This is a genomic window from Marinimicrobium sp. UBA4509, from assembly GCF_002388575.1.
Lineage (GTDB): Bacteria > Pseudomonadota > Gammaproteobacteria > Pseudomonadales > Cellvibrionaceae > Marinimicrobium > Marinimicrobium koreense.
This window is the reverse complement of the sequence record NZ_DGMV01000078.1, coordinates 53,775-72,008: the sequence shown is the minus strand read 5'-3', so window position 1 is coordinate 72,008 and position 18,234 is coordinate 53,775. Positions and strand designations below refer to the sequence as shown.

The 18,234-nt window shown below is 59.5% G+C and carries 17 protein-coding genes; 6 read left to right on the top strand and 11 right to left on the bottom strand.

What is annotated here, in order from left to right:
• Positions 1 to 44: 44 nt before the first annotated feature.
• On the bottom strand, positions 45 to 488 hold the full coding sequence (gene dksA / locus B3520_RS14710; protein ID WP_024460912.1) for an RNA polymerase-binding protein DksA: 444 nt from the start codon (positions 486 to 488) through the stop codon (positions 45 to 47).
• A 252-nt stretch (positions 489 to 740) separates the two neighbouring features.
• On the opposite strand from dksA, the gene sfsA reads away from it, so the two are divergent.
• A complete protein-coding gene (sfsA, locus tag B3520_RS14705) occupies positions 741 to 1,475 on the top strand; it encodes a DNA/RNA nuclease SfsA (protein ID WP_051174352.1) in 735 nt (244 codons plus the stop codon).
• Positions 1,476 to 1,488: 13 nt separating this feature from the next.
• Here sfsA and B3520_RS14700 read toward each other — a convergent pair whose 3' ends face one another.
• From B3520_RS14700 to B3520_RS14685, 4 genes are all read right to left on the bottom strand, one after another.
• Complete coding sequence (locus B3520_RS14700) at positions 1,489 to 2,535, bottom strand: S1C family serine protease (RefSeq protein WP_123637990.1); 1,047 nt, start codon at positions 2,533 to 2,535, stop codon at positions 1,489 to 1,491.
• 20 nt (positions 2,536 to 2,555) lie between these two features.
• Positions 2,556 to 3,446 (bottom strand): protease HtpX, encoded by an 891-nt coding sequence (gene htpX, locus B3520_RS14695; RefSeq protein ID WP_211331051.1) that lies wholly within the window; start codon positions 3,444 to 3,446, stop codon positions 2,556 to 2,558.
• A 401-nt stretch (positions 3,447 to 3,847) separates the two neighbouring features.
• Complete coding sequence (locus tag B3520_RS14690) at positions 3,848 to 4,618, bottom strand: cyclic nucleotide-binding domain-containing protein (protein WP_024460907.1); 771 nt, start codon at positions 4,616 to 4,618, stop codon at positions 3,848 to 3,850.
• 45 nt (positions 4,619 to 4,663) lie between these two features.
• Entirely contained in the window at positions 4,664 to 4,942 is a 279-nt protein-coding gene (locus B3520_RS14685; RefSeq protein ID WP_024460906.1) for a TfoX/Sxy family protein, read from the bottom strand.
• 302 nt (positions 4,943 to 5,244) lie between these two features.
• On the opposite strand from B3520_RS14685, the gene B3520_RS14680 reads away from it, so the two are divergent.
• The 3 genes from B3520_RS14680 to cysE are packed head-to-tail and all read left to right on the top strand — an operon-like array spanning position 5,245 to position 8,071.
• A complete protein-coding gene (locus B3520_RS14680) occupies positions 5,245 to 5,874 on the top strand; it encodes a M15 family metallopeptidase (RefSeq protein WP_170162873.1) in 630 nt (209 codons plus the stop codon).
• A complete protein-coding gene (locus B3520_RS14675; protein WP_286876362.1) occupies positions 5,871 to 7,220 on the top strand; it encodes an MFS transporter in 1,350 nt (449 codons plus the stop codon). Before B3520_RS14680 ends, B3520_RS14675 begins: the two co-directional genes overlap by 4 nt.
• 53 nt (positions 7,221 to 7,273) lie before the next feature.
• Positions 7,274 to 8,071: a serine O-acetyltransferase gene (cysE, locus tag B3520_RS14670; protein WP_286805505.1), complete on the top strand. Its 798-nt coding sequence runs from the start codon at positions 7,274 to 7,276 to the stop codon at positions 8,069 to 8,071.
• Here cysE and B3520_RS14665 read toward each other — a convergent pair whose 3' ends face one another.
• On the bottom strand, positions 8,072 to 8,320 hold the full coding sequence (locus B3520_RS14665) for a hypothetical protein (protein ID WP_286805487.1): 249 nt from the start codon (positions 8,318 to 8,320) through the stop codon (positions 8,072 to 8,074). It abuts the gene before it with no gap.
• Between the two features lie 195 nt (positions 8,321 to 8,515).
• Here B3520_RS14665 and B3520_RS14660 point away from each other — a divergent pair, with 195 nt between their 5' ends.
• On the top strand, positions 8,516 to 9,238 hold the full coding sequence (locus B3520_RS14660; RefSeq protein ID WP_286805489.1) for a hypothetical protein: 723 nt from the start codon (positions 8,516 to 8,518) through the stop codon (positions 9,236 to 9,238).
• On the opposite strand, the gene ppa is transcribed toward B3520_RS14660, so the two are convergent.
• Positions 9,235 to 9,768 carry an inorganic diphosphatase gene (ppa, locus tag B3520_RS14655; protein WP_024460900.1) on the bottom strand — a complete coding sequence of 178 codons (534 nt, stop codon included), beginning with the start codon at positions 9,766 to 9,768 and terminating at the stop codon, positions 9,235 to 9,237. The two genes, B3520_RS14660 and ppa, sit on opposite strands and share 4 nt — an antisense overlap.
• A 72-nt stretch (positions 9,769 to 9,840) precedes the next feature.
• Positions 9,841 to 10,674, bottom strand: coding sequence for an FHA domain-containing protein (locus tag B3520_RS14650; RefSeq protein ID WP_286805490.1), 834 nt, complete (start codon positions 10,672 to 10,674; stop codon positions 9,841 to 9,843).
• A gap of 187 nt (positions 10,675 to 10,861) precedes the next feature.
• Between B3520_RS14650 and B3520_RS14645 the strand changes: the two genes are divergently transcribed.
• Positions 10,862 to 13,387 (top strand): efflux RND transporter permease subunit, encoded by a 2,526-nt coding sequence (locus tag B3520_RS14645; RefSeq protein WP_339619582.1) that lies wholly within the window; start codon positions 10,862 to 10,864, stop codon positions 13,385 to 13,387.
• A 49-nt stretch (positions 13,388 to 13,436) separates the two neighbouring features.
• On the opposite strand, the gene B3520_RS14640 is transcribed toward B3520_RS14645, so the two are convergent.
• The 3 genes from B3520_RS14640 to holA form a co-directional block, all read right to left on the bottom strand.
• Complete coding sequence (locus B3520_RS14640; protein ID WP_286805492.1) at positions 13,437 to 15,077, bottom strand: family 15 carbohydrate-binding domain-containing protein; 1,641 nt, start codon at positions 15,075 to 15,077, stop codon at positions 13,437 to 13,439.
• Between the two features lie 326 nt (positions 15,078 to 15,403).
• Positions 15,404 to 17,104, bottom strand: a complete 1,701-nt coding sequence (locus B3520_RS14635) for a family 15 carbohydrate-binding domain-containing protein (RefSeq protein WP_286805494.1) — start codon at positions 17,102 to 17,104, stop codon at positions 15,404 to 15,406.
• A 287-nt stretch (positions 17,105 to 17,391) separates the two neighbouring features.
• A partial coding sequence (gene holA, locus B3520_RS14630) for a DNA polymerase III subunit delta (RefSeq protein WP_286876361.1) occupies positions 17,392 to 18,234 on the bottom strand: 843 nt, incomplete at its 5' end.

Sequence of the window (18,234 nt, the reverse complement as noted above, 5' to 3'; positions counted from 1 at the left end):
CGGTTTGCCGCCGGGCTCACGCGGGCGCGAGCCCCGACCGGCGATTAACCTCCGACTTGCTTTTCCTTGATTTCATCAAGGGTTTTGCAGTCGACACACAGGGTGGCGGTCGGACGGGCTTCCAAGCGACGGATACCGATTTCCACACCACAGGCGTGGCAGAAACCGTAATCGTCGTTCTCGATCAGCTCAAGGGTGCTGTCGATCTTTTTGATCAGCTTGCGCTCGCGGTCCCGGGTGCGCAGCTCCAGGCTGAACTCTTCTTCTTGGCTGGCGCGATCGGCCGGGTCCGGGAAGTTGGCCGCTTCGTCTTTCAGGTGGCTCATGGTGCGGTCGACTTCTTCCATCAACTCGCGCCGCCAGGCCAGCAGCAACTGACGAAAATGTTCTTGCTGATTTTCGTTCATGTACTCCTCGCCCTTCTTCTCCTTGTAAGGGGTGAAGTTACTCATTGAATAGTTTTCCGCGGTAGATGAACTTTTCGGCATGGTTGCGCGCCTCGTATGACTTCCCATTTAACTGGCCGACAGTCATGACTGGCCGGGGTTTCACCCTTTGGGCGCCTTGGCCCTGACCGTCATTCTGCTCCTGTTCACCGGCTTTAGGGCCGTGAAATTTGAAGGGTTGGCAAGCTACCAGATATCCCGGGGCTCCGCCAGTATTTTTTTGCCTGTTTCGGCGCTTAATGACAGCCTGGTTTGAGCCCGTGGACCCTAACTGTAACAATAGCGGACTTTTCGATGAATGCGTGCTATCAGGAGGTGAAATTGAGTCAGCTTTGGCAATCCGGGACGCTGTTGCGGCGCTACAAGCGCTTTATGGCTGATGTTCGTCTCGCCGATGGCACGGAAATGACCATTCATTGCCCCAATACCGGTTCCATGCGCCACTGTGTGGTGCCGGACTCACCCTGCTGGTTTTCGGATTCCGGCAACCCCAAGCGCAAATATCGCCATACCTGGGAAGTGGCCACGGTGCCTGGTGGGCACCTGGCCGGGGTCAATACCGGTCGGGCCAATCACCTGGTGGAGGCCGCGCTGACGGCGGGTCGGATTAAGGCGCTTGCCGGCTACTCGACGGTCCGCCGCGAGGTGCCCTACGGACAGGAGCGCTCGCGCATCGACTTTCTGCTCACGGAGGATGGCAGGGCTCCGTGCTATGTGGAGGTCAAAAGTGTGACGCTGATGGAGCAGCCGGGGCAGGGGCTGTTTCCCGACGCGGTCAGCGAGCGCGGGCGCAAGCACCTGCGGGAGCTGGCAAGCATTGCCCAGCAGGGCGACCGGGCGGTGCTGCTGTTCTGCGTCCAGCACACGGGCGTGGAGTGGGTGGAGCCGGCGGATGCCATCGATCCGGCGTACGGTAAGGCGCTGCGGGAGGCGGCCGCCGCTGGGGTCGAGATGCTGGCCTACCGGGCGGACATCCGACCGGATGACGCCCACATTGAGCTGGTCCACCCGGTGCCGGTTCGCTATTAGTGGTGGGAATACATTAGAGCCCGTCCGGAGCGGCGAGGGTCAGTGAGCGCCGTTCGGTTTTCCCGTCGCGCGCAAACACCAACTCCACCCGGTCGCCAGGCGCGTATTTTTCCAGTGCGGTCATCAGCTCGTCGTAGTTGCGGGTGGGGTGTTGGTCAATGGCGGTGATTATGTCGCCCAGGATAATGGTGCCCCAGCGGCTGCGCTGTGCTCCGCGCAAGCCCGCCCGGTCGGCCGGAGAGCCCGGTGCGACCCGCAGCACCGCCACCCCTTTGACGCCGGATTGCCGAGCCCACTGGTCGGGCGCGATATCGATGCCAATCACCGGTCGCACAATCCGCCCGTGTTCAATCAGTTGCGGCACTATGTCTTTCAGGGTGTTCACCGGGATGGCGAACCCGATGCCGGCGCTGGCGCCGCTCGGGCTGTAAATCATGGTGTTGACGCCGATCAGTTCGGCCTGAGAGTTCAGCAGCGGGCCGCCGGAGTTGCCGGGGTTGATGGCGGCATCGGTCTGGATCACGTTGCGGATTTTGCGCTGGTTGGGGGCTTCGATTTCCCGCCCCAGAGCGCTGACCACGCCGGTGGTCAGTGTGGCGTCCAGGCCAAAAGGGTTGCCGATGGCGAGCACCTTGCGCCCCACCATGAGCTCGCTGGAGTCGCCCCGACGCAGGGGCTGGAGCTTTTTGTCCGGGGCGTTGATTTTCAGGACGGCGAGGTCTTTTTCGGGTGCCAGGCCCACGACCTCGGCGGGCCAGATGCTCTGGTCCTGCAGGGTAATGACAACTTTGCGGGCGTTCTCGATGACGTGGAAGTTGGTCACGATATAGCCGCGTTCATCCCAGACAAAGCCGGTGCCGGCGCCACGGGGTACGGTCAGCAGGTCGAAGGAGCGCGGGTCCCGCACGACCTGCTGGTTGGTCACATAAACGACACTGGGGCTGGCGTACTCGAACACTTCGATTGTGTTGCGCTCGTCGTCGGTAGCGAACTCCTGGGCCTGCAGTGGGTTCCAGGGCAGCAACAACAGGGCGACGACGAGCAGGGTCCGAGTTCCCATGGTGAAACTCCTTTCTCTAATTAGCGGGCGTTCTGCAGCGCCGCAATGCGTTCTTCCAGTGGCGGGTGGCTGGCGAACAGTTTACCCAGATTCTGTTTGAAGCCACCGCTGATGCCAAAGGCTTTCATACTGTCGGGCATGGGGTTCTCCACACCGGCCTGCACTTCGGCCTGCAGCCGCTGGAGCGCCCGGATCATGGCGCCGCGGCCGGCCAGCTTGGCGCCGGCGGCATCCGCCCGGTACTCCCGGTAGCGGGAGAAGGCCATCACGATCATCGAGGCGAGCACGGCGAGAATAATTTCGGTAATGAAGGTCACCACATAGAAGCCGATGCCGTGGCCGCGCTCGTTCTTGAAAATCACCCGGTCGACAGTGTGGCCAATAATCCGGGCGAAGAACATCACAAAGGTGTTCACCACGCCCTGAATCAGGGCCAAAGTGATCATGTCGCCGTTGGCGACGTGACCGATTTCGTGGGCCAGCACGGCGCGCACCTCGTCGCGATCAAAGCGCTGCATCAGGCCCTGACTGACGGCGACCAGCGACGCGTTGCGATTCCAGCCGGTGGCGAACGCATTGGCCTGGGGCGCGGGGAAAATACCGATTTCCGGCGTCTTGATGCCCGCTTCCCGCGCCAGTTGTTGCACGGTACTGACCAGCCACTGTTCATCGGCCGTGCGCGGCGTTTCAATGATCTGGGTGCCGGTGGTTTTCTTGGCAATAAACTTGGACAGAAACAGGGAAATGAACGAGCCGGCAAAGCCGAAAATCGCGCAAAAAATCAACAGGCTCTGCAGATCGAGGTTGCCGTTTTGTTGCAGGTAGTGGTCCACGCCCAAAAGAGACAGGGTGACGCTGGCCACCATCAGAACGGCCAGGTTGGTTAATAAAAACAAGCCAATGCGCATCAAAGCGGTGATCTCCTACAGTCGGTCGCACACAGTGCGGAGCGCTGCCGGCCCGTCCGGCAGTGCTCCGCTATTCTCCCGGTTATATAGGTGCCGGCGCAAGAAATTCAATATCGCGGATGTGTAAAGATGCGATGTGTGAGAAAACGGGTAGGGCGGAAGAAAATGGCCACCCAGAGGGTGGCCCAAGCAACCGTGATTAGCCAAAGGTCTTCAAGCCCGGAGAGGGACTTGCCTGACCTCAAAGGAGAAGATCCGGCGTGCGCGACAGAGGCTACGCTGGGCAGCGTCTCGTACCGCCTTCACCTCGTTGAGTGGGGAGATGCAATCACTCAACAATTCAAATGATAATTATTACCATTATCGTTGTCAAGCGTTGTCTCGGCTTTATGATGGTTGCCCGATCAGCCTTTCGCTTGCGAGGCCAGCAGTTGACCGTTGAGCTGATTGATCTTGGCCGCCAGCTCTTCCACCAGGCCCAGGCAGATCTGGGGTTGCAGCTCAACCAGGTCGGCGAACTCCTCCTTGCGCACGGCCAGTACCGTGCAGTCACTCACGGCCACCACAGACGCCATGCGCTTCTGACGGGTGAACACCGCCAGCGCACCGAAAATCTCGTCCGCCTGAATCTCTCCGACCTTCACGCCATCGCGCAACGCGTGGGCTTCCCCTTCGAGCAGGGTATAGACCCGGTCGGCCTCCGCGCCCTGCTGAATGATGGTCTCTCCGGCCTGGAAGTGCATAAAGCCGGCCGAGGGCTGGAATTCCGCCCGGATTTCCTGGGCCAGGGCTGCCCGGTGAAAGGCGTTGGCACAGATCAGGTAGCGGATAAAGCGGGTGGGGTGGCGTCCAGTGATATCCACGAGGCGGTAGGGCTCCATGGTCAGGGGGCCCGTGGTCCCGTAGACGCCCTGTTCGCAATCCAGCGTCGGCAGACCGATGAGATCACCGGCGCTCAAGCGCACTACCTGTTTGCCACCAACCCGGTAATAGGCCTCGCCGTCAGTGATCAGCCACACGGTCTGATTGTCGCTCTCGGCCAACAGGTCATGGTTGGTGTTGTGGTTGACCGGAGCACCGCACGGGCTCAGCGAGGCCATCAGTTCCGCGCCGGCTTCATCGAGCTGGGCGGCGCAGTCAGTGATGGTATCCGACTGCTTATGGGGCAAATACATAGAACCTCCAGAATTGACTGCGCGCCTCGCCGGCAATGCCGGAACTCAGGCTTCGCTTAGCGTATCCTGTTCGGCCTCGATCACCAACTGTTGTTTCAGGTCCGGCGACAGGTCGTTCCAGTGAACATCCATCAGTGCACCCTGAAGCGCATAGAGCATCACTTTGGAAACATTGATGTCGCGGGCTTTGATACGACGATAGGCTTCAACGGCGCCGATTTCGCGTAGCTCGGCATAGCTGTTGATGCCAATGGCGTGCAGAATGTTTACCGTCGCCATCCCCAGGTTTTTGAGCTGGAGTAATTCACTATGACTGGCGGTCATACGGGTTACGCTCCATTCTTCATTATGATTATGGTTGTGATATTGTCCCAATGCAGTGCGTGCCATCCGGTACACAAAAGCCACTGCATGAGTCCAATAGTACCGGTTTAAACCGCGAGCGCAAAACATTTCCGCGCATTGGCGCATTTTACAGTCGTGGGGGCCAAACATTGACACAATCGGCGGATAATATCCCCGGAAAACGCCCGGCAGACGACTCGCCTGCCTTGGAAACTCTGACGCCAGAGCAGCTCTGTGGGCGCGATGAATCAGCGCTGGTAAGCTGCCCTTGGGGAAGCGGTTTGATTCATCGGGACCTCTACCACCCTCTCATGAGGTTGGCCGAGGCGGCCGAGGGAGCCGGGTTCACGCTGAAGTTGGCCAGCGGCTATCGTGGCTTTGATCGCCAGTGTGCCATCTGGAATGCCAAGGCCGGGGGCGCACGACCGGTGCTGGATGAGCAGGGAGCGCCGCTCGACACCGCTGCGCTGGATGAGTTGGCACTGGTCCATGCGATATTGCGCTGGTCGGCCTTGCCGGGGAGTTCGCGCCATCACTGGGGAACCGATATTGATGTGTATGATGCCGGTGGCCTGGCGGAGGGTGAAACCGTGCAACTGACCCGTCGGGAAAGCGAACCCGGAGGGCCATTCGAGGCCTTTCACGACTGGCTGGATGGGTACCTGACGGGCCCGGATAACCCCGGTTTTTACCGGCCCTACGATCGGGACCGCGGTGGCGTGTCGCCGGAGCCCTGGCACCTGAGTTATGCGCCCTTGGCGAACCGTTACGCCAGGGCGATGACGCCCGAGGTGTTGGCGAATTACTTGCAGACCGAATCGTTTGCGTTAAAGGAGACCGTGATGGCGCACCTGCCCGAACTGTTCCAGCGTTACGTGACCGTGCCCCCGGGGCCGGAGCCCTCCCTGTGAGCTCGCCTGAAGCGTCCCCCCAGTTTTCGTTGCTCTCGCAACGGCGTTTCCTGCCGCTGTTTCTGACCCAGCTTGGCGGAGCCTTCAACGATAACTTTTACAAAAGCGCGCTGCTGATGCTGTTTACTTACGGCGGCATTGAGCGCTGGGGGCTGAGTATCGACGTCATCAATAATCTGGTGGCGGCGACCCTGATCATACCTTTCCTTTTGTTCGCCCCCATTGCCGGCCAGTACGCCGACAAATTCGAAAAGTCCCGTTTTATTCGCGGAATCAAAGTCGCCGAAATCGCGATTATGTCGCTGGGGGCGGTCGCGCTCTGGCTGAACAGTGCCGCGCTGTTATTGCTGGTCCTCTTTCTGACCGGGACCCAATCGGCTTGCTTCAGCCCGCTCAAATACGCGATCCTGCCTCAGCACCTGTCGGCGGAGGCGCTGACCGGAGGTAACGGCCTGATGCATACCGGCACGTCCCTCGCGATTTTTCTGGGCATGATTGCTGGCACCCTGGCCCTGAGTGTGGCCGGGGGCTACTGGTGGGTGGCGGCGGGCGCACTGTTGGTTGCCTGGTTGGGCTGGCGTGCCAGTCTGCGGATTCCGCCGGCGCCCTCGGCGGACCCGGAGTTACGCCTGGAGGCCAACCCTTACAAGCAGACGCTGCGAACGCTGGCCTGTGCGCGGGAGAACCCGATGGTGTTCTGGTGCATCATTGGCAATTCCTGGTACTGGTTTCTGGGCTCGGTGTATCTGACCCAACTGCCCAACTTTACCCGCAGTGTGCTCTCTGGCGCCTCGCTGGTGGTCAGCCTGCTGTTGGTGCTGTTTCTGGTGGGTATCTGTATTGGGGCCCTGCTGTGTGCCCGCTTGAGCCGCGGGCACATCGAACCGGCACTGGTGCCCTTGGGGGCGCTTCTGGTGTTGGTGTTCGGGGTGGATCTGGCCCTGGCCGGGCAGTCGTTCGCGGCGGCACATCCGGCGGTCGAGGGGGCCTTGCACCCCTTGGCATCCATGGCCGAGTGGCCCCGCGCCTGGCGTGTGGCCGCCGATGTGTTGATGCTGGGGGTGGCCGGCGGTCTTTACGTGGTGCCGCTGACTGCTTTGATCCAGGAGCGCAGCCGTCCGACGCACCGGGCGCAGGTGATTGCGGCCGGTAATGTGATCAACGCCCTGTTCATGGTGGCGGCAGCGCTGGTGGGACTCGGCGCTCTGGGCGGCCTGGGGCTTTCCATCCCCGAGCTGTTTCTCACCGTGGCGGGGCTGCATTTCCTGCTGTGTATTGGGGTGTTTATGAAGCAGCCTGAATTCCTGATGCGGTTTCGCGCGCGCTTTGTGCCTGTGCGACAATAGGATGTCGTGACAACAGACCGGATACGGCGAACTCAGGAGAATACACTTTGCCTTTGACCCAGCTCACCGATGAACTCTGGCACTCCATTCGGCGAGAAGCCCAGGCGGCTTCCGAGGAAGAGCCGGCGCTGGCGAGTTTTTATCACGCCACCCTGCTCAATCACGACAGTTTTGCCAGTGCCATGAGCTTCCACCTGGCCAATAAACTTGACAGTCAGGCGGTCCCGGCGATGATGATCCGGGAAGTGTTTGAGGCAGCGATGGCCGAATCGCCTGAGATCGAAGCGGCCATGCGCGCCGATATTTATGCGCACTGTGAGCGAGACCCGGCTTGCGAGAAATACTCCACGCCCTTTCTGTTTTTCAAGGGGTTTCATGCACTTCAGTCCTATCGATTCGCTCACCACCTCTGGCTGAAGGGGCGACGGGGCTTGGCGCTGTATCTACAGAATCAGATCTCTGAGGCGTTTGGCGTGGATATCCATCCGGGTGCCCGCATCGGCAGCGGCATTATGATTGATCACGCCACTGGGGTAGTCATTGGAGAAACGGCCGTCATTGGCAATGATGTCTCCATGTTGCACTCGGTCACCTTGGGCGGTGCCGGTCGGCTCAGTGGCGATCGGCATCCCAAAGTGGGGCGGGGTGTGCTCATCAGTACCGGGGCCAAAATTCTCGGAAATATCGACATCGGCGAATGTGCAAAAATCGGCGCCGGCAGCGTGGTACTGCATCCGGTGCCGCCCCACACCACCGTTGCGGGTGTACCGGCACGGGTGGTGGGACATCCTAAAGGGGACGTGCCTGCCAGGGATATGGATCAGGAACTGAACGGGGCGGGTTCGGACTGACTATAGAGCACGGGCACGCGGTGCCTGGTGCCGGAGCTCCCCATCCTGCAACCATTTGAGAACGGATTGGCGGCTTTCCAGCATCGTCCGATAGGTTTCAATCACCGGCCGGTTGGGGCGCGATTGAGCCTCCAGGGCGGCAATGCGGTCGCTGAGGAAAGCAATGTCCTGCTCCACCTTGCGCCGAACCTCGTTCGCCTGTTTCAACTGGCCGTGAGACACCAGTTGCGGACGTGAATAGGCGTTCATAAGCTACCCTCCAAGGTTGTCCGAATCAAAATCCGGACCTTCAGTATTGGCCGAATATTGATCAGCCGCCAGCATTATCAGAGACTGTTTTGTCACTAAAGAAGGGGGTTTATATTGCGGGTGAGCATAGGGCTGATTAAGATCGGGGTATGACAATCCCTGTATCATCGTAGTTTTCACCTTATGGAGCCTGGCATGGCGGATGAGCGGTTCGATCTGATCTTTAGGGGGGACATTGTCCTCGGGCAGCCGCTGGCAACGGTCAAGGAGCGTCTGCAGCAGTTGTTCAAAGCCGACGCGGCGACCATTGAGCGGCTGTTCACCGGCCGACCGGTAGCGGTCAAGCGCCGACTGGACCGGGCCACGGCGCAGAAGTACCAGCAGGTCCTGCAAAAAGCCGGAGCCCTGGTTGAGCTCATGCCAGCCCGGAACGAGGCGGAGGCTGGCAGACCGTCTAGCCGCCCCCAGCGTCCGGCGTCATCAGGCCTCAGCCTTGCCCCGGTGGGGCCTCTTCTGAAGCCCTCCGAGCGACCACGTTTGACGCCGGTGTCGGTGGATATCAGTGGGCTCAGCCTCCGCCCGGCACAGGGACTACTGTTGGATGCCAGCGAGAGAGCCTCGGCCGAGGTGAAGGAGGTACCGATACCGACGTTTGAACTGGCCGAGCCCGGAGAGGATTTGCTTCCGGAGCATGAACGGGCCGATCTGCCGCTGATGGCGGTGGAGCCGGATGATTGGGGCCTGGCAGACGTCGGTGCCGAACTGCTGCAGGCTGACGAGCGGGCGCCGGAGCCGCCACCAGTGGCGGCGCCCGACTTTGAGGTGGCGCCGGTGGGTTCCGATATGGGAGAGCTGAAACGAGATCGGGCGCCTGTGGCGCCCGATCTCAGTGGTCTGCGACTGGAAGGAGAGGGTTAGCCCTCCTTCTTGTACAGTTCCACAGAGTCCAGAATTTCCTGACGAGCCGCTTCGGCGTTGGCCCAGCCATCAATCTTGACCCACTTGCCTTTTTCCAGATCCTTGTAGTGCTCAAAGAAGTGGCTGATCTGATTCAGGGTCAGCTCGGGCAGATCTTGAGCTTCTTTCACCTGGCTGTAGATCGGCGTGACCTTGTCGATCGGCACGGCCAGGACCTTCGCGTCTTCCCCGGATTCGTCGGTCATTTTGAGCACGCCAATCGGGCGGCAGCGAATGACCGAGCCGGCGGGCAGGGCGTGGGGGAATACCACCAGCACATCCACCGGATCGCCATCGCCGCACAGGGTGTGGGGCACGTAGCCGTAGTTACAGGGGTAGTGCATGGAGGTGCCCAGCAGGCGGTCCACGAAAATCGCGCCGCTGTCCTTATCCACTTCGTACTTGATGGGCTCGCCGTTCATCGGAATTTCGATGATGACGTTGATGTCGTCGGGCAGGTTTTTGCCGGAAGCTACCTTGTCAAAGCTCATGGGTTGATGATCCTACTGGTTCAATGAATGAAAAAGCGGCGGGATTTTACCACAGTTCCCCGAAGGACCCACTCACACCCAGTAGAAACCGCCAATCAGGAGCATGGCCGCCGCCAGAACCACCAGCCAGAGCCACAGCTCCTGACGGCGCTCCTGATAGGTGGGTTCCTGCCGGTTCCCCGGTGAGGTGGGGCGGGTTTTCCAACGGCGGGGCTTGTCGTCCAGGGGCTTCTTCGGGCGTGGCTCCGGGGGGCGATTGACCGTGCTTGTGGCCCGCAGGCGGGTGCGCTCCCGGTCCCCGGACGGGCTGACCACCTTGAATGTGTAGACATCGAGGCGCAACTGATCGCCGCCGTGGGCCAGCGCGTCGGTGACGGGCCGGTCATTGAGGTAGGTGCCGTTCACCGATCCCAGGTCCTTGATGCGCAGGCTGCCGCCCTGAACCCTCAGTTCGACGTGGCGGCGGGACAAGTGGGTGCCTGGGATGACGACATCGCACTGATTGGAGCGTCCGAGCACCACCGTGCCCTCACTGGGGATTTCATAACTCTGTCCGGCCAGCCAGCTGCCGCTGGCGACCAGACGCCAGGGGTCGGCGGGGTTGGTTCCGGGGTCAGGCGCGTCGGTGGGGGGCAGAACGTCGAAGGCGACCGGGCCCAGGCGGATCTCGTCGCCGGGCAGAATCTCTTTCTGGGTAATGCGCTGGCCATTGACGAAGCAGCCGCTGGGGCTGTTGTTGTCCTTGAGGAAGATTTTGTCGGCGGTGGCAATGAGCCGGGCCTGGAGTGGAGCAATGCCATCATCCGGCAGAATCAGGTGGTTATTGCTGTCGCTTCCAATACTGTACAGTTTTTCCGCCACCCAGAAGGCGGGTTGTCGCTGATCCTTGAACTGGAGCTTGAGCATAACCTCTTCCATCTCGAGCGAATGCGGTCAATGCCCGATTATATCGGGTGTTTTCCTGACTTTACCATAACCCGGTTGGCAAATCCGGCCCGAGAACGTAAAGGAATGTTGTCCTGTGCACCGCTTGCCCCGGTGGTTTCGGGTACACTGTCACCCCCTGGCCCTCAATGGATTTTAAGGTTCACCTATGCTGAAAATGCTTGATGTCCTGTACCGGACGACGGTTCTGCGCCACCCCGGCATTGCCCTGGCGACTGTGGTCCTGCTGGCCGCTGTGGCGGCGGCGGGCTTGCCCAACCTTAAGCTGGATGCGTCGGCGGATTCGCTGACCCTCGAAAATGATCGGTCGATCGATTATTTTCGGGAGATCAACCAGCGCTACCAGAGTGGCGATTTCCTGGTGGTGACCTACAGCCCCGAAGCCGAGATGTTTTCCGATGAGTCTATCGACACGCTCAAGGCCCTTCGGGATGACCTGGCCGAGGTGGACGGCGTGGCCAGTATCAACTCGATTCTGGATGTGCCCCTGCTCTACAGCCCGATGCGCCCGCTGTCCGAGCAGCAGGAGTCGACACGGACGCTGTTGACCGATGGCGTAGACCGGGAAGCGGCCAAAGAAGAGTTTCTGACCAGCCCCATCTACCGCGACACGCTGCTCAGTGACGATCTGGAAACCACGGCTATCCAGTTGAACCTCGAGGTAAACAATCGCTACCTCAACCTGGCTCGAAAGCGCGATGCCCTGCGGGCGAAGGCTTCTCAGGGTGAACTCGACGAAGGGGAAGCCCAAGAGCTCGAGGCGGTGAGCGAGGAGTTTCGGGCCTATCGCACCGAGCTGACCGAGCGGGATCACGCCCGGGTGGAAGAGGTTCGGGATATTCTCAGTCGCTACGAAGACCGGGCCGAGTTGTTTCTGGGTGGCGTGAGCATGATCACAGCGGACATGATCGCCTTTATCAAGAGCGATCTGGTGGTGTTTGGCAGCGCTATTTTGGTGTTCATCATTGCCATGCTGGCCATCATCTTCCGGCAGTGGCGCTTTGTGATTCTACCCTTGTCGACCTGTGTGCTCTCTGTGGTCTTGATGTTGGGCTGGCTCAGTTGGATCGACTGGCGCATGACGGTCATCTCTTCCAACTTTGTCGCCCTGCTGCTGATCATGACCCTGGCACTGACCATTCATCTGATCGTGCGTTTTCGAGAGCTACACCGACAGTCGCCCGAGGCGCCCAAGGACGAGCTGGTGCTCACCACCGTGCGCTTTATGGCACGGCCCTGTCTGTATACGGCCCTGACCACCATTGTGGCCTTCGTCTCTCTGGTGGTCAGCGATATTCGGCCGGTGATCGATTTCGGCTGGATGATGACCATCGGTCTGAGTGTGGCATTCGTGCTGGCGTTCGTGGTGATTCCGGCCGGACTGATGCTATGGCGTAAAGGGGAGCCCAAAGACAAGGGCGATCAGTCCGGGGCCTTCACTCTGATCTTCTCCCGGTTTGCCGAGCGCCACGGGGCGCTGGTGATTTTTATTGCCCTGACCGCCGCACTGGTCAGCGCCTATGGCAGCACACGCCTGGAGGTGGAAAACCGGTTTATCGATTACTTCCATGAAGATACCGAGATCTACCAGGGCATGTCGGTTATCGACAAGCAGCTGGGCGGTACCATCAATCTGGACATTATTCTTACCAAGAGTCCGGAGGAAGAAGCCGCTGGAGAGGACGATCCGTTCGCCGAACCGGAGCAGGAGGCCGACCCTTTTGCGACGCCGCAGAGCGACGACCCGTTTGCCACTGAAGGCGATCAGGGAGAGGCCAGCAACGACAGCGTCTGGTTTACCCGCGCCGGACTGGAGCAGGTTCAGTCGCTGCACCAGTACCTGGAATCGCTCCCGGAAATCGGCAAGGTGAATTCCCTGGCCATCGCCTATGAAGTGGCTTCCGATATCAACGGCGGGCGGCTCAATAATTTTGAGTTGGGGGTGATGCGCAATGCCCTGCCGGACAACATCAAACAGGTGCTGATTGAGCCTTACCTGTCGGATGAGCACAACGAGGCCCGTATTTCTCTGCGGGTCCAGGAAACCAGCCCGGAACTCAAACGCACCGAACTGGTGGAGAAAATTCGCACGCATGCGGTGCAGGAGCTGGGCTTTGAGGAAGACAATATCCGCTTTACCGGCATGCTGGTGTTGTATAACAACATGTTGCAGAGCCTGTTCAGCTCCCAGATTGTGACCCTGGGGGCGGTCTTCATAGGCATCATGGTGATGTTCCTGGTGCTGTTCCACTCGCTGACCATTGCCATCATCGCCATCCTGCCCAATATGTTGGCGGCGGGGGTGGTGCTTGGCGGCATGGGGCTGGCGGGTATACCGCTGGACATGATGACCATCACCATCGCTGCCATTACGGTGGGCGTCGGTGTCGACCATGCCATTCATTACCTGTACCGCTTCCGCAATGAGTTTTCGCAGCGGAAGAATTACGTGGACTCCATGCACGCTTCCCACGGATCCATCGGCCGCGCCATGTACTACACGGCGGTGATCATCATCGTCGGGTTTTCGATACTGGCGCTGTCGGAGTTTATCCCGTCCATCTATTTCGGGTTGCTCACAGCGCTGGCGATGTTTGCGGCCATACTGGGGTCTCTGACGCTGCTGCCCAAGTTGATCTTGATGACCAAGCCGTTTGGAAAGGAAGGGGAGTAATATCAGTAACAAAAAAACCCGGCCTGAGCCGGGTTTTTTCTGGGAGGTTTTACTCCGCGAGGTTAATGGTCACGCTGCTGATCGTTACCGTGCCCGCGCCGCCGCCGTTGGTTTGAACGCCGACTTGCGCGGTTTGGCCATCCGGAATGGTTGGCGCATTGTCATTTTCCAGTGTTGCAGGAATGGTGCAAGTAAACGTCTGCTCTCCCAACGCCAAATCGCCGTTGCCAATCCAGCAGAAGTGGTAGTCCCAGCTTGCATAATCTTTCAACTGAAAGAAAGGCTGCAAGTTGGCGCCGCTGTCGATAAACGCCTGATCAACTTCATAGGTAAACACGATGTCCGCGCCAGCATAGTCTGCAGGGCCTGCAGGGTCGAATACCATCTGATCGCTTGCCGCTTCTGGTTGATAGCTGACGCCAGCTTCGCTATAGCTGACCGTTAAGTCACCGCTTGCACGCCAACCGCTAGTCATGTCTACAGTGATTCCGGAGTTGGTTTCTTCACCATTACCTTCCGGAAGGTCGATCTCTACTTGTTTGATGAGCGCGACATCGGCTTCACCACCAGTGATGGGACCGACCAGCTGTACGCCGATGCGCATGGCATTTTCTAGCTCTCCGGCTTCGTAGGTGATCAGGTTGTCGCCGGCGACCAGGCCAGTGGTTGTAATGCTGCCAAATACCTGATTAAAGGGATCAGCGTTCTGCTGGATATAAGGCTGTACACCAATACCACCTTCGACCTGAGCTTCGGTCAGGGTAACTATCATGCGCACAGTGGCGTTGCTGATTACGTTGGTGGTTATGCCCATGGCTTTCGGACGGTTACCGCCCTCATCGGCGTTGTCCCAATCAGGGGTGATCACCAGCGCTCCGGCATCCGCGTCGTGGCTGACCGCTGAACCGGCGCTGCCGTCGTTGGTCCAGCCCTGTACATCGCTGTCAAAGGTAAAGCTTTCATCACCGGTGGCCAGAGGCTCAAGTGTCACGGGCATGACCGGTTTTTCCTCGACGGTAATCGCCTCGGAGGAAATGATGGCATCATCGATATGCAGGGTGTCATTCAGCTCAAGAAAACCCTCGGCGCTCTGGATCTGAACGCCCATCCGGTTGATTGCGGTCAGGTCAAAGCCCTCGTTGGCAAAGCCAAAGTCGTCAAGGGCGATGCTCTCAAGATAGAAAGTGTTCCAGCCGGCGGTCGTCGTTGTGTACCCGATGTAACCTTTACGGTCGGACGCATCCTGGAAGAATACCTGGGCGATCATGCCGGAATGACTCACGGGCACAAAGAGGTTCAGGTGGGCAAATCCGCCACTCAGGTCAGCGATTTCCGGATCAATCGGCGTGGACACTTCGATCTCGTCGCCCGCCGTAAGCCAGTCGGGCGTTACGTCCATGGCCTGAGCGTCAGCGTTATAGGCGAGAGTGGTCGTGGCGTTGCATTCGGCGCTAACACACACGGCCTCCCAGGAGTCGATGTCGGTTTCAGCATCGAAGGTCACGCTCACCCAGGGTTCTACCGGAGGCTCTTCTTCCGGCTCCTCTTCCTCTTCTGACTCTTCATCTTCGCCAGCATTAAGGTCTTCCGGTGGGTTGAGAACGATACGGCTCTGATCGTCTTGATCGTCGCCGCCGCAAGCGGAAAGTGCAAACACTGCACACAGTGCAATCATGAATTTCTGTAACATCGTGTTGTTCCTCTATCGTTATTGTAAATGGTGAGAGGCTTGATGACTGTCGGGGCCAGGGGCCACTCACAGAGCCAGATAGCGACGTGACCCGGCGCTGAAAACGCTGGCCACTCCCAGGCTGGTTCACTAAACATAGCACACAAATGTTCTAAAAGACTATAAGTCGTCTCAATAATTTTTTGCTATTTAGACGCCACTTTTTATAAGGCTAAATTCGCTTTATACGGGAAGGTCGGTATTGCGGGCGGGAGTACTCAAAAACAAAAAAACCCGACTCTGAGCCAGAGCCGGGTTTTTTATTTACTTCAGGTGTTGCCGGTCTTTTATTCGACCGTAATGGCACGCAGCAGAATCGGTTCTGCTTCCGCTTCCCGGGTTTCAAGTCCGGCGCCCTGCAGCTTCAGTCCCACGCGTTGCGCGGTAGGCTCAGTGGGCACTCCGGTCATGACCCGCTCGAACCGGTACCAGCCATCACCCAGATCTTCGGCCGCGGCGACGGCGATGTTGCTGCCATAGTTGCCGGTGTAGCTGCCGCTGTTCTGCTGGATGAAAATCTGCAGTGCCAGGCCCGGGTTCTCGGTGGTGTAGTAGTCGCCGAGGTAGAGTTCTACACCCACGGTCGCGCCTTCAAGATCTGGCAGCTCCCCTTCGCCCGCGACGTACATGACGGTGCGCTCGCCTTCGCTGTACTGCTCGTCTGGATCGGTCACTTGCCAGTTGGGGGCGATACTCAGTGCGCCCTGACCTGCATCGAAGGAAAGCTCAGCTGCGCCGGCGAGGCCTTGCCAGTTGTCGACATCCCAAGTTCCGGCATCAATGGCTTCCTGAGTCGGTGTGATGGTAAACGGACCCGAGTCGCCGCTGCTGGAAACAATGTTGATCTGCATGCTGTTGATGGTGACGCGACCAGCGACTTCGTTTTTCACCTGCAGGCCGACACGGATGTTCTGGCCTTCTTCAGCGACAAACGCTTCGTTTTCGGTAGCACAGGTCACTTCATAGGGTTCGCCTGCGGTCAGTGAGCCGTTGCCCACGTAGCAGCCGAATTCGCCGGTATAGCTGCCGAAATTCTGCTGAATGATGGGCTGGACATCGGCACCAGAGTCTTTGAACGCCTGGTCGACGGTAAAGGTCATGTCGAAGCTGCGACCGACGAGGTCCACCGGACCTTCCAGCAGATAAACCAGCTTCTGATCGGCTGCGGTCGGCTCGTAGTAAACGCCGCCTTCGCCGTCACGCTGAACGGTCACTTCGCCGGGCGCGTCCATCACGGTCCATGCTTCGTCATCCGCCTCAACGATCAGCGGGCCGGTTCCGGAAGCCGGAGTGACGGTCACGTTGTCCAACCAGAGCTGGCCGACGACATCGGTGGGTTTGCCATTGGCGGCAAAGGCGACACCGAATTCGTTGACGTTGCGCAGCTCAAAGCCGTCGGAGTGGGTGAGGAAGGTGCCATAGTCTACCGACTCGTTGCCTTCATCGTCGGTAACGGTCTCGCCGGTTCCGGCCATCATTTCCCACATTTCGATGCGGTTCCAGCCAGCCTCGACCTCGAAGGCACGGCTGTAGGCGGTGCCGCCAGCGGCGTTGCCCAGAACCAGGTGCGCCGCCAGGTTGCCATCGCTGACATAGGCGTCGGTGACAAAGACCCAGGCGCTGATGTGTGAGCCTTCCAGGTCATTGACTTCATCAATGGGGCTGAAAACTTCCAACTGGTCTTCATCGCTGGCCCAAGCGGGCTCAATGGCGAGGACTTCCTCGGACTCATTCCAGCTCAGCTCGGCAGTGGCGTTGCAGGTTTCAACGCAACGGCTGGCCCAGCCTTCGGCCTGTGCAGCTTCGTTAAACGGAACAAATGTCAGGATCCGAGGTTCAGCAGGCTCCTCGGGTTCTTCTGGCTCTTCCGGTTCTTCGGGATTGTCGGGGTTCTGGTTAGGCAGAGTGTCCGGCCCCAGATCAAGGTCCCCGCCACAGGCGGAGAGCACAAAAATTGTGCAGAGCGCGATGAGCAGTTTTTGTAACATATCTAAACCCTCTATTATTCTAGTCTTTAGCGTAAGTTGACCGAACTCGGCTGGCTTGCCGCCATCTTTCTTGCGGTCTTCCCCCGGGGCCCGGCGGGGTATGTTGGGGCCAAAAGCCCTCGGAGAGACTGCATGAGCGATAACATAGCACACAAATGTTCTAACTGACCATAAGTCGCGTAAAATTTTATGGTCATAATGACGATATTGTTATGCCAAAACCGCTGACAACGCCATAAGAGATGTGAAAAAAGGCGGGGAGGCCCCGGCGGACAGGGGCTGGAAGGTTATAACTTGAGCGACAGTCGCTCGTTGGCCGGCTGCAGGCTCTGCACTCCGGCGAGGTTAAGCGTCAGGTCCAGCAGCTCGGCCCAGGGGTCGGCCTGACGCATCCCCTTGATGGCCCGGTCGATGCCGTTGGCTTTGCGCAGGAGTTGTTGCAGTTGACCCGGAGAGAGCCGACGCAGGGCGGATTGTACGAGGGGTTGGCGTTTATTCCAGATGCCGGCGGCCTGGGCGGCCCGCTCGAACGGAATGCCTTGCGAGGCGGCCTGGGAAATCTGGACCAGCGCGCGTAGGTCCCGGGCCAGAGCCCAGAGTAGGGCAATGGGCTCAGTACCTTCCACTTTCAGCCCCTGGAGCGATTTTACGGCCCCGCGGGCGTCGCCGTGCAGGGCCTTGTCCACCAAACCGAAGACGTCATAGCGGGCGCTGTCGGCGACCACCGAGGCCATGAGTTCGGTACTGATTTCCGGACTGTCGGTCAGGAGTTTGAGTTTTTCGACCTCCTGGGCGGCCGCCAGCAGGTTCCCTTCGACGCGGGAGGCCAACAGGTCGATGGCTGCCGAGTCGGCGGTGAGGCCTGCAGCTTTCATCCGCTGGGCGATCCAGCGGGGCAGTTGGGCGGGGGTGACCGGCCAGACCTGCACGTGGCTGCCGCTGTCCTCCAGGGCCTTGAGCCACTTGGCTTTCAGCGCGTTGCGATCCAGTTTGCCGGTGACCACCAGCAGGAGATTGTCTTCCGACGGCGCCTTGGCGTACTCCTGCAGCACTTTGCCTCCCTTGTCGCCGGGTTTGCCGGTGGGCAGGCGGACTTCCAGAATCTTCCGGTCGGCGAACAGCGACAGGCG

Excerpts from the sequence above, each read along its gene's own strand:
- dksA (WP_024460912.1), bottom strand. The coding sequence starts at position 488 with ATGCCGAAAAGTTCATCTACCGCGGAAAACTATTCAATGAGTAACTTC.
- sfsA (WP_051174352.1), top strand. The coding sequence starts at position 741 with ATGAATGCGTGCTATCAGGAGGTGAAATTGAGTCAGCTTTGGCAATCC.
- B3520_RS14700 (WP_123637990.1), bottom strand. The coding sequence starts at position 2,535 with ATGGGAACTCGGACCCTGCTCGTCGTCGCCCTGTTGTTGCTGCCCTGG.
- B3520_RS14690 (WP_024460907.1), bottom strand. The coding sequence starts at position 4,618 with ATGTATTTGCCCCATAAGCAGTCGGATACCATCACTGACTGCGCCGCC.
- B3520_RS14685 (WP_024460906.1), bottom strand. The coding sequence starts at position 4,942 with ATGACCGCCAGTCATAGTGAATTACTCCAGCTCAAAAACCTGGGGATG.
- B3520_RS14665 (WP_286805487.1), bottom strand. The coding sequence starts at position 8,320 with ATGAACGCCTATTCACGTCCGCAACTGGTGTCTCACGGCCAGTTGAAA.
- B3520_RS14660 (WP_286805489.1), top strand. The coding sequence starts at position 8,516 with ATGGCGGATGAGCGGTTCGATCTGATCTTTAGGGGGGACATTGTCCTC.
- ppa (WP_024460900.1), bottom strand. The coding sequence starts at position 9,768 with ATGAGCTTTGACAAGGTAGCTTCCGGCAAAAACCTGCCCGACGACATC.
- B3520_RS14650 (WP_286805490.1), bottom strand. The coding sequence starts at position 10,674 with ATGCTCAAGCTCCAGTTCAAGGATCAGCGACAACCCGCCTTCTGGGTG.
- B3520_RS14645 (WP_339619582.1), top strand. The coding sequence starts at position 10,862 with ATGCTGAAAATGCTTGATGTCCTGTACCGGACGACGGTTCTGCGCCAC.
- B3520_RS14640 (WP_286805492.1), bottom strand. The coding sequence starts at position 15,077 with ATGTTACAGAAATTCATGATTGCACTGTGTGCAGTGTTTGCACTTTCC.
- B3520_RS14635 (WP_286805494.1), bottom strand. The coding sequence starts at position 17,104 with ATGTTACAAAAACTGCTCATCGCGCTCTGCACAATTTTTGTGCTCTCC.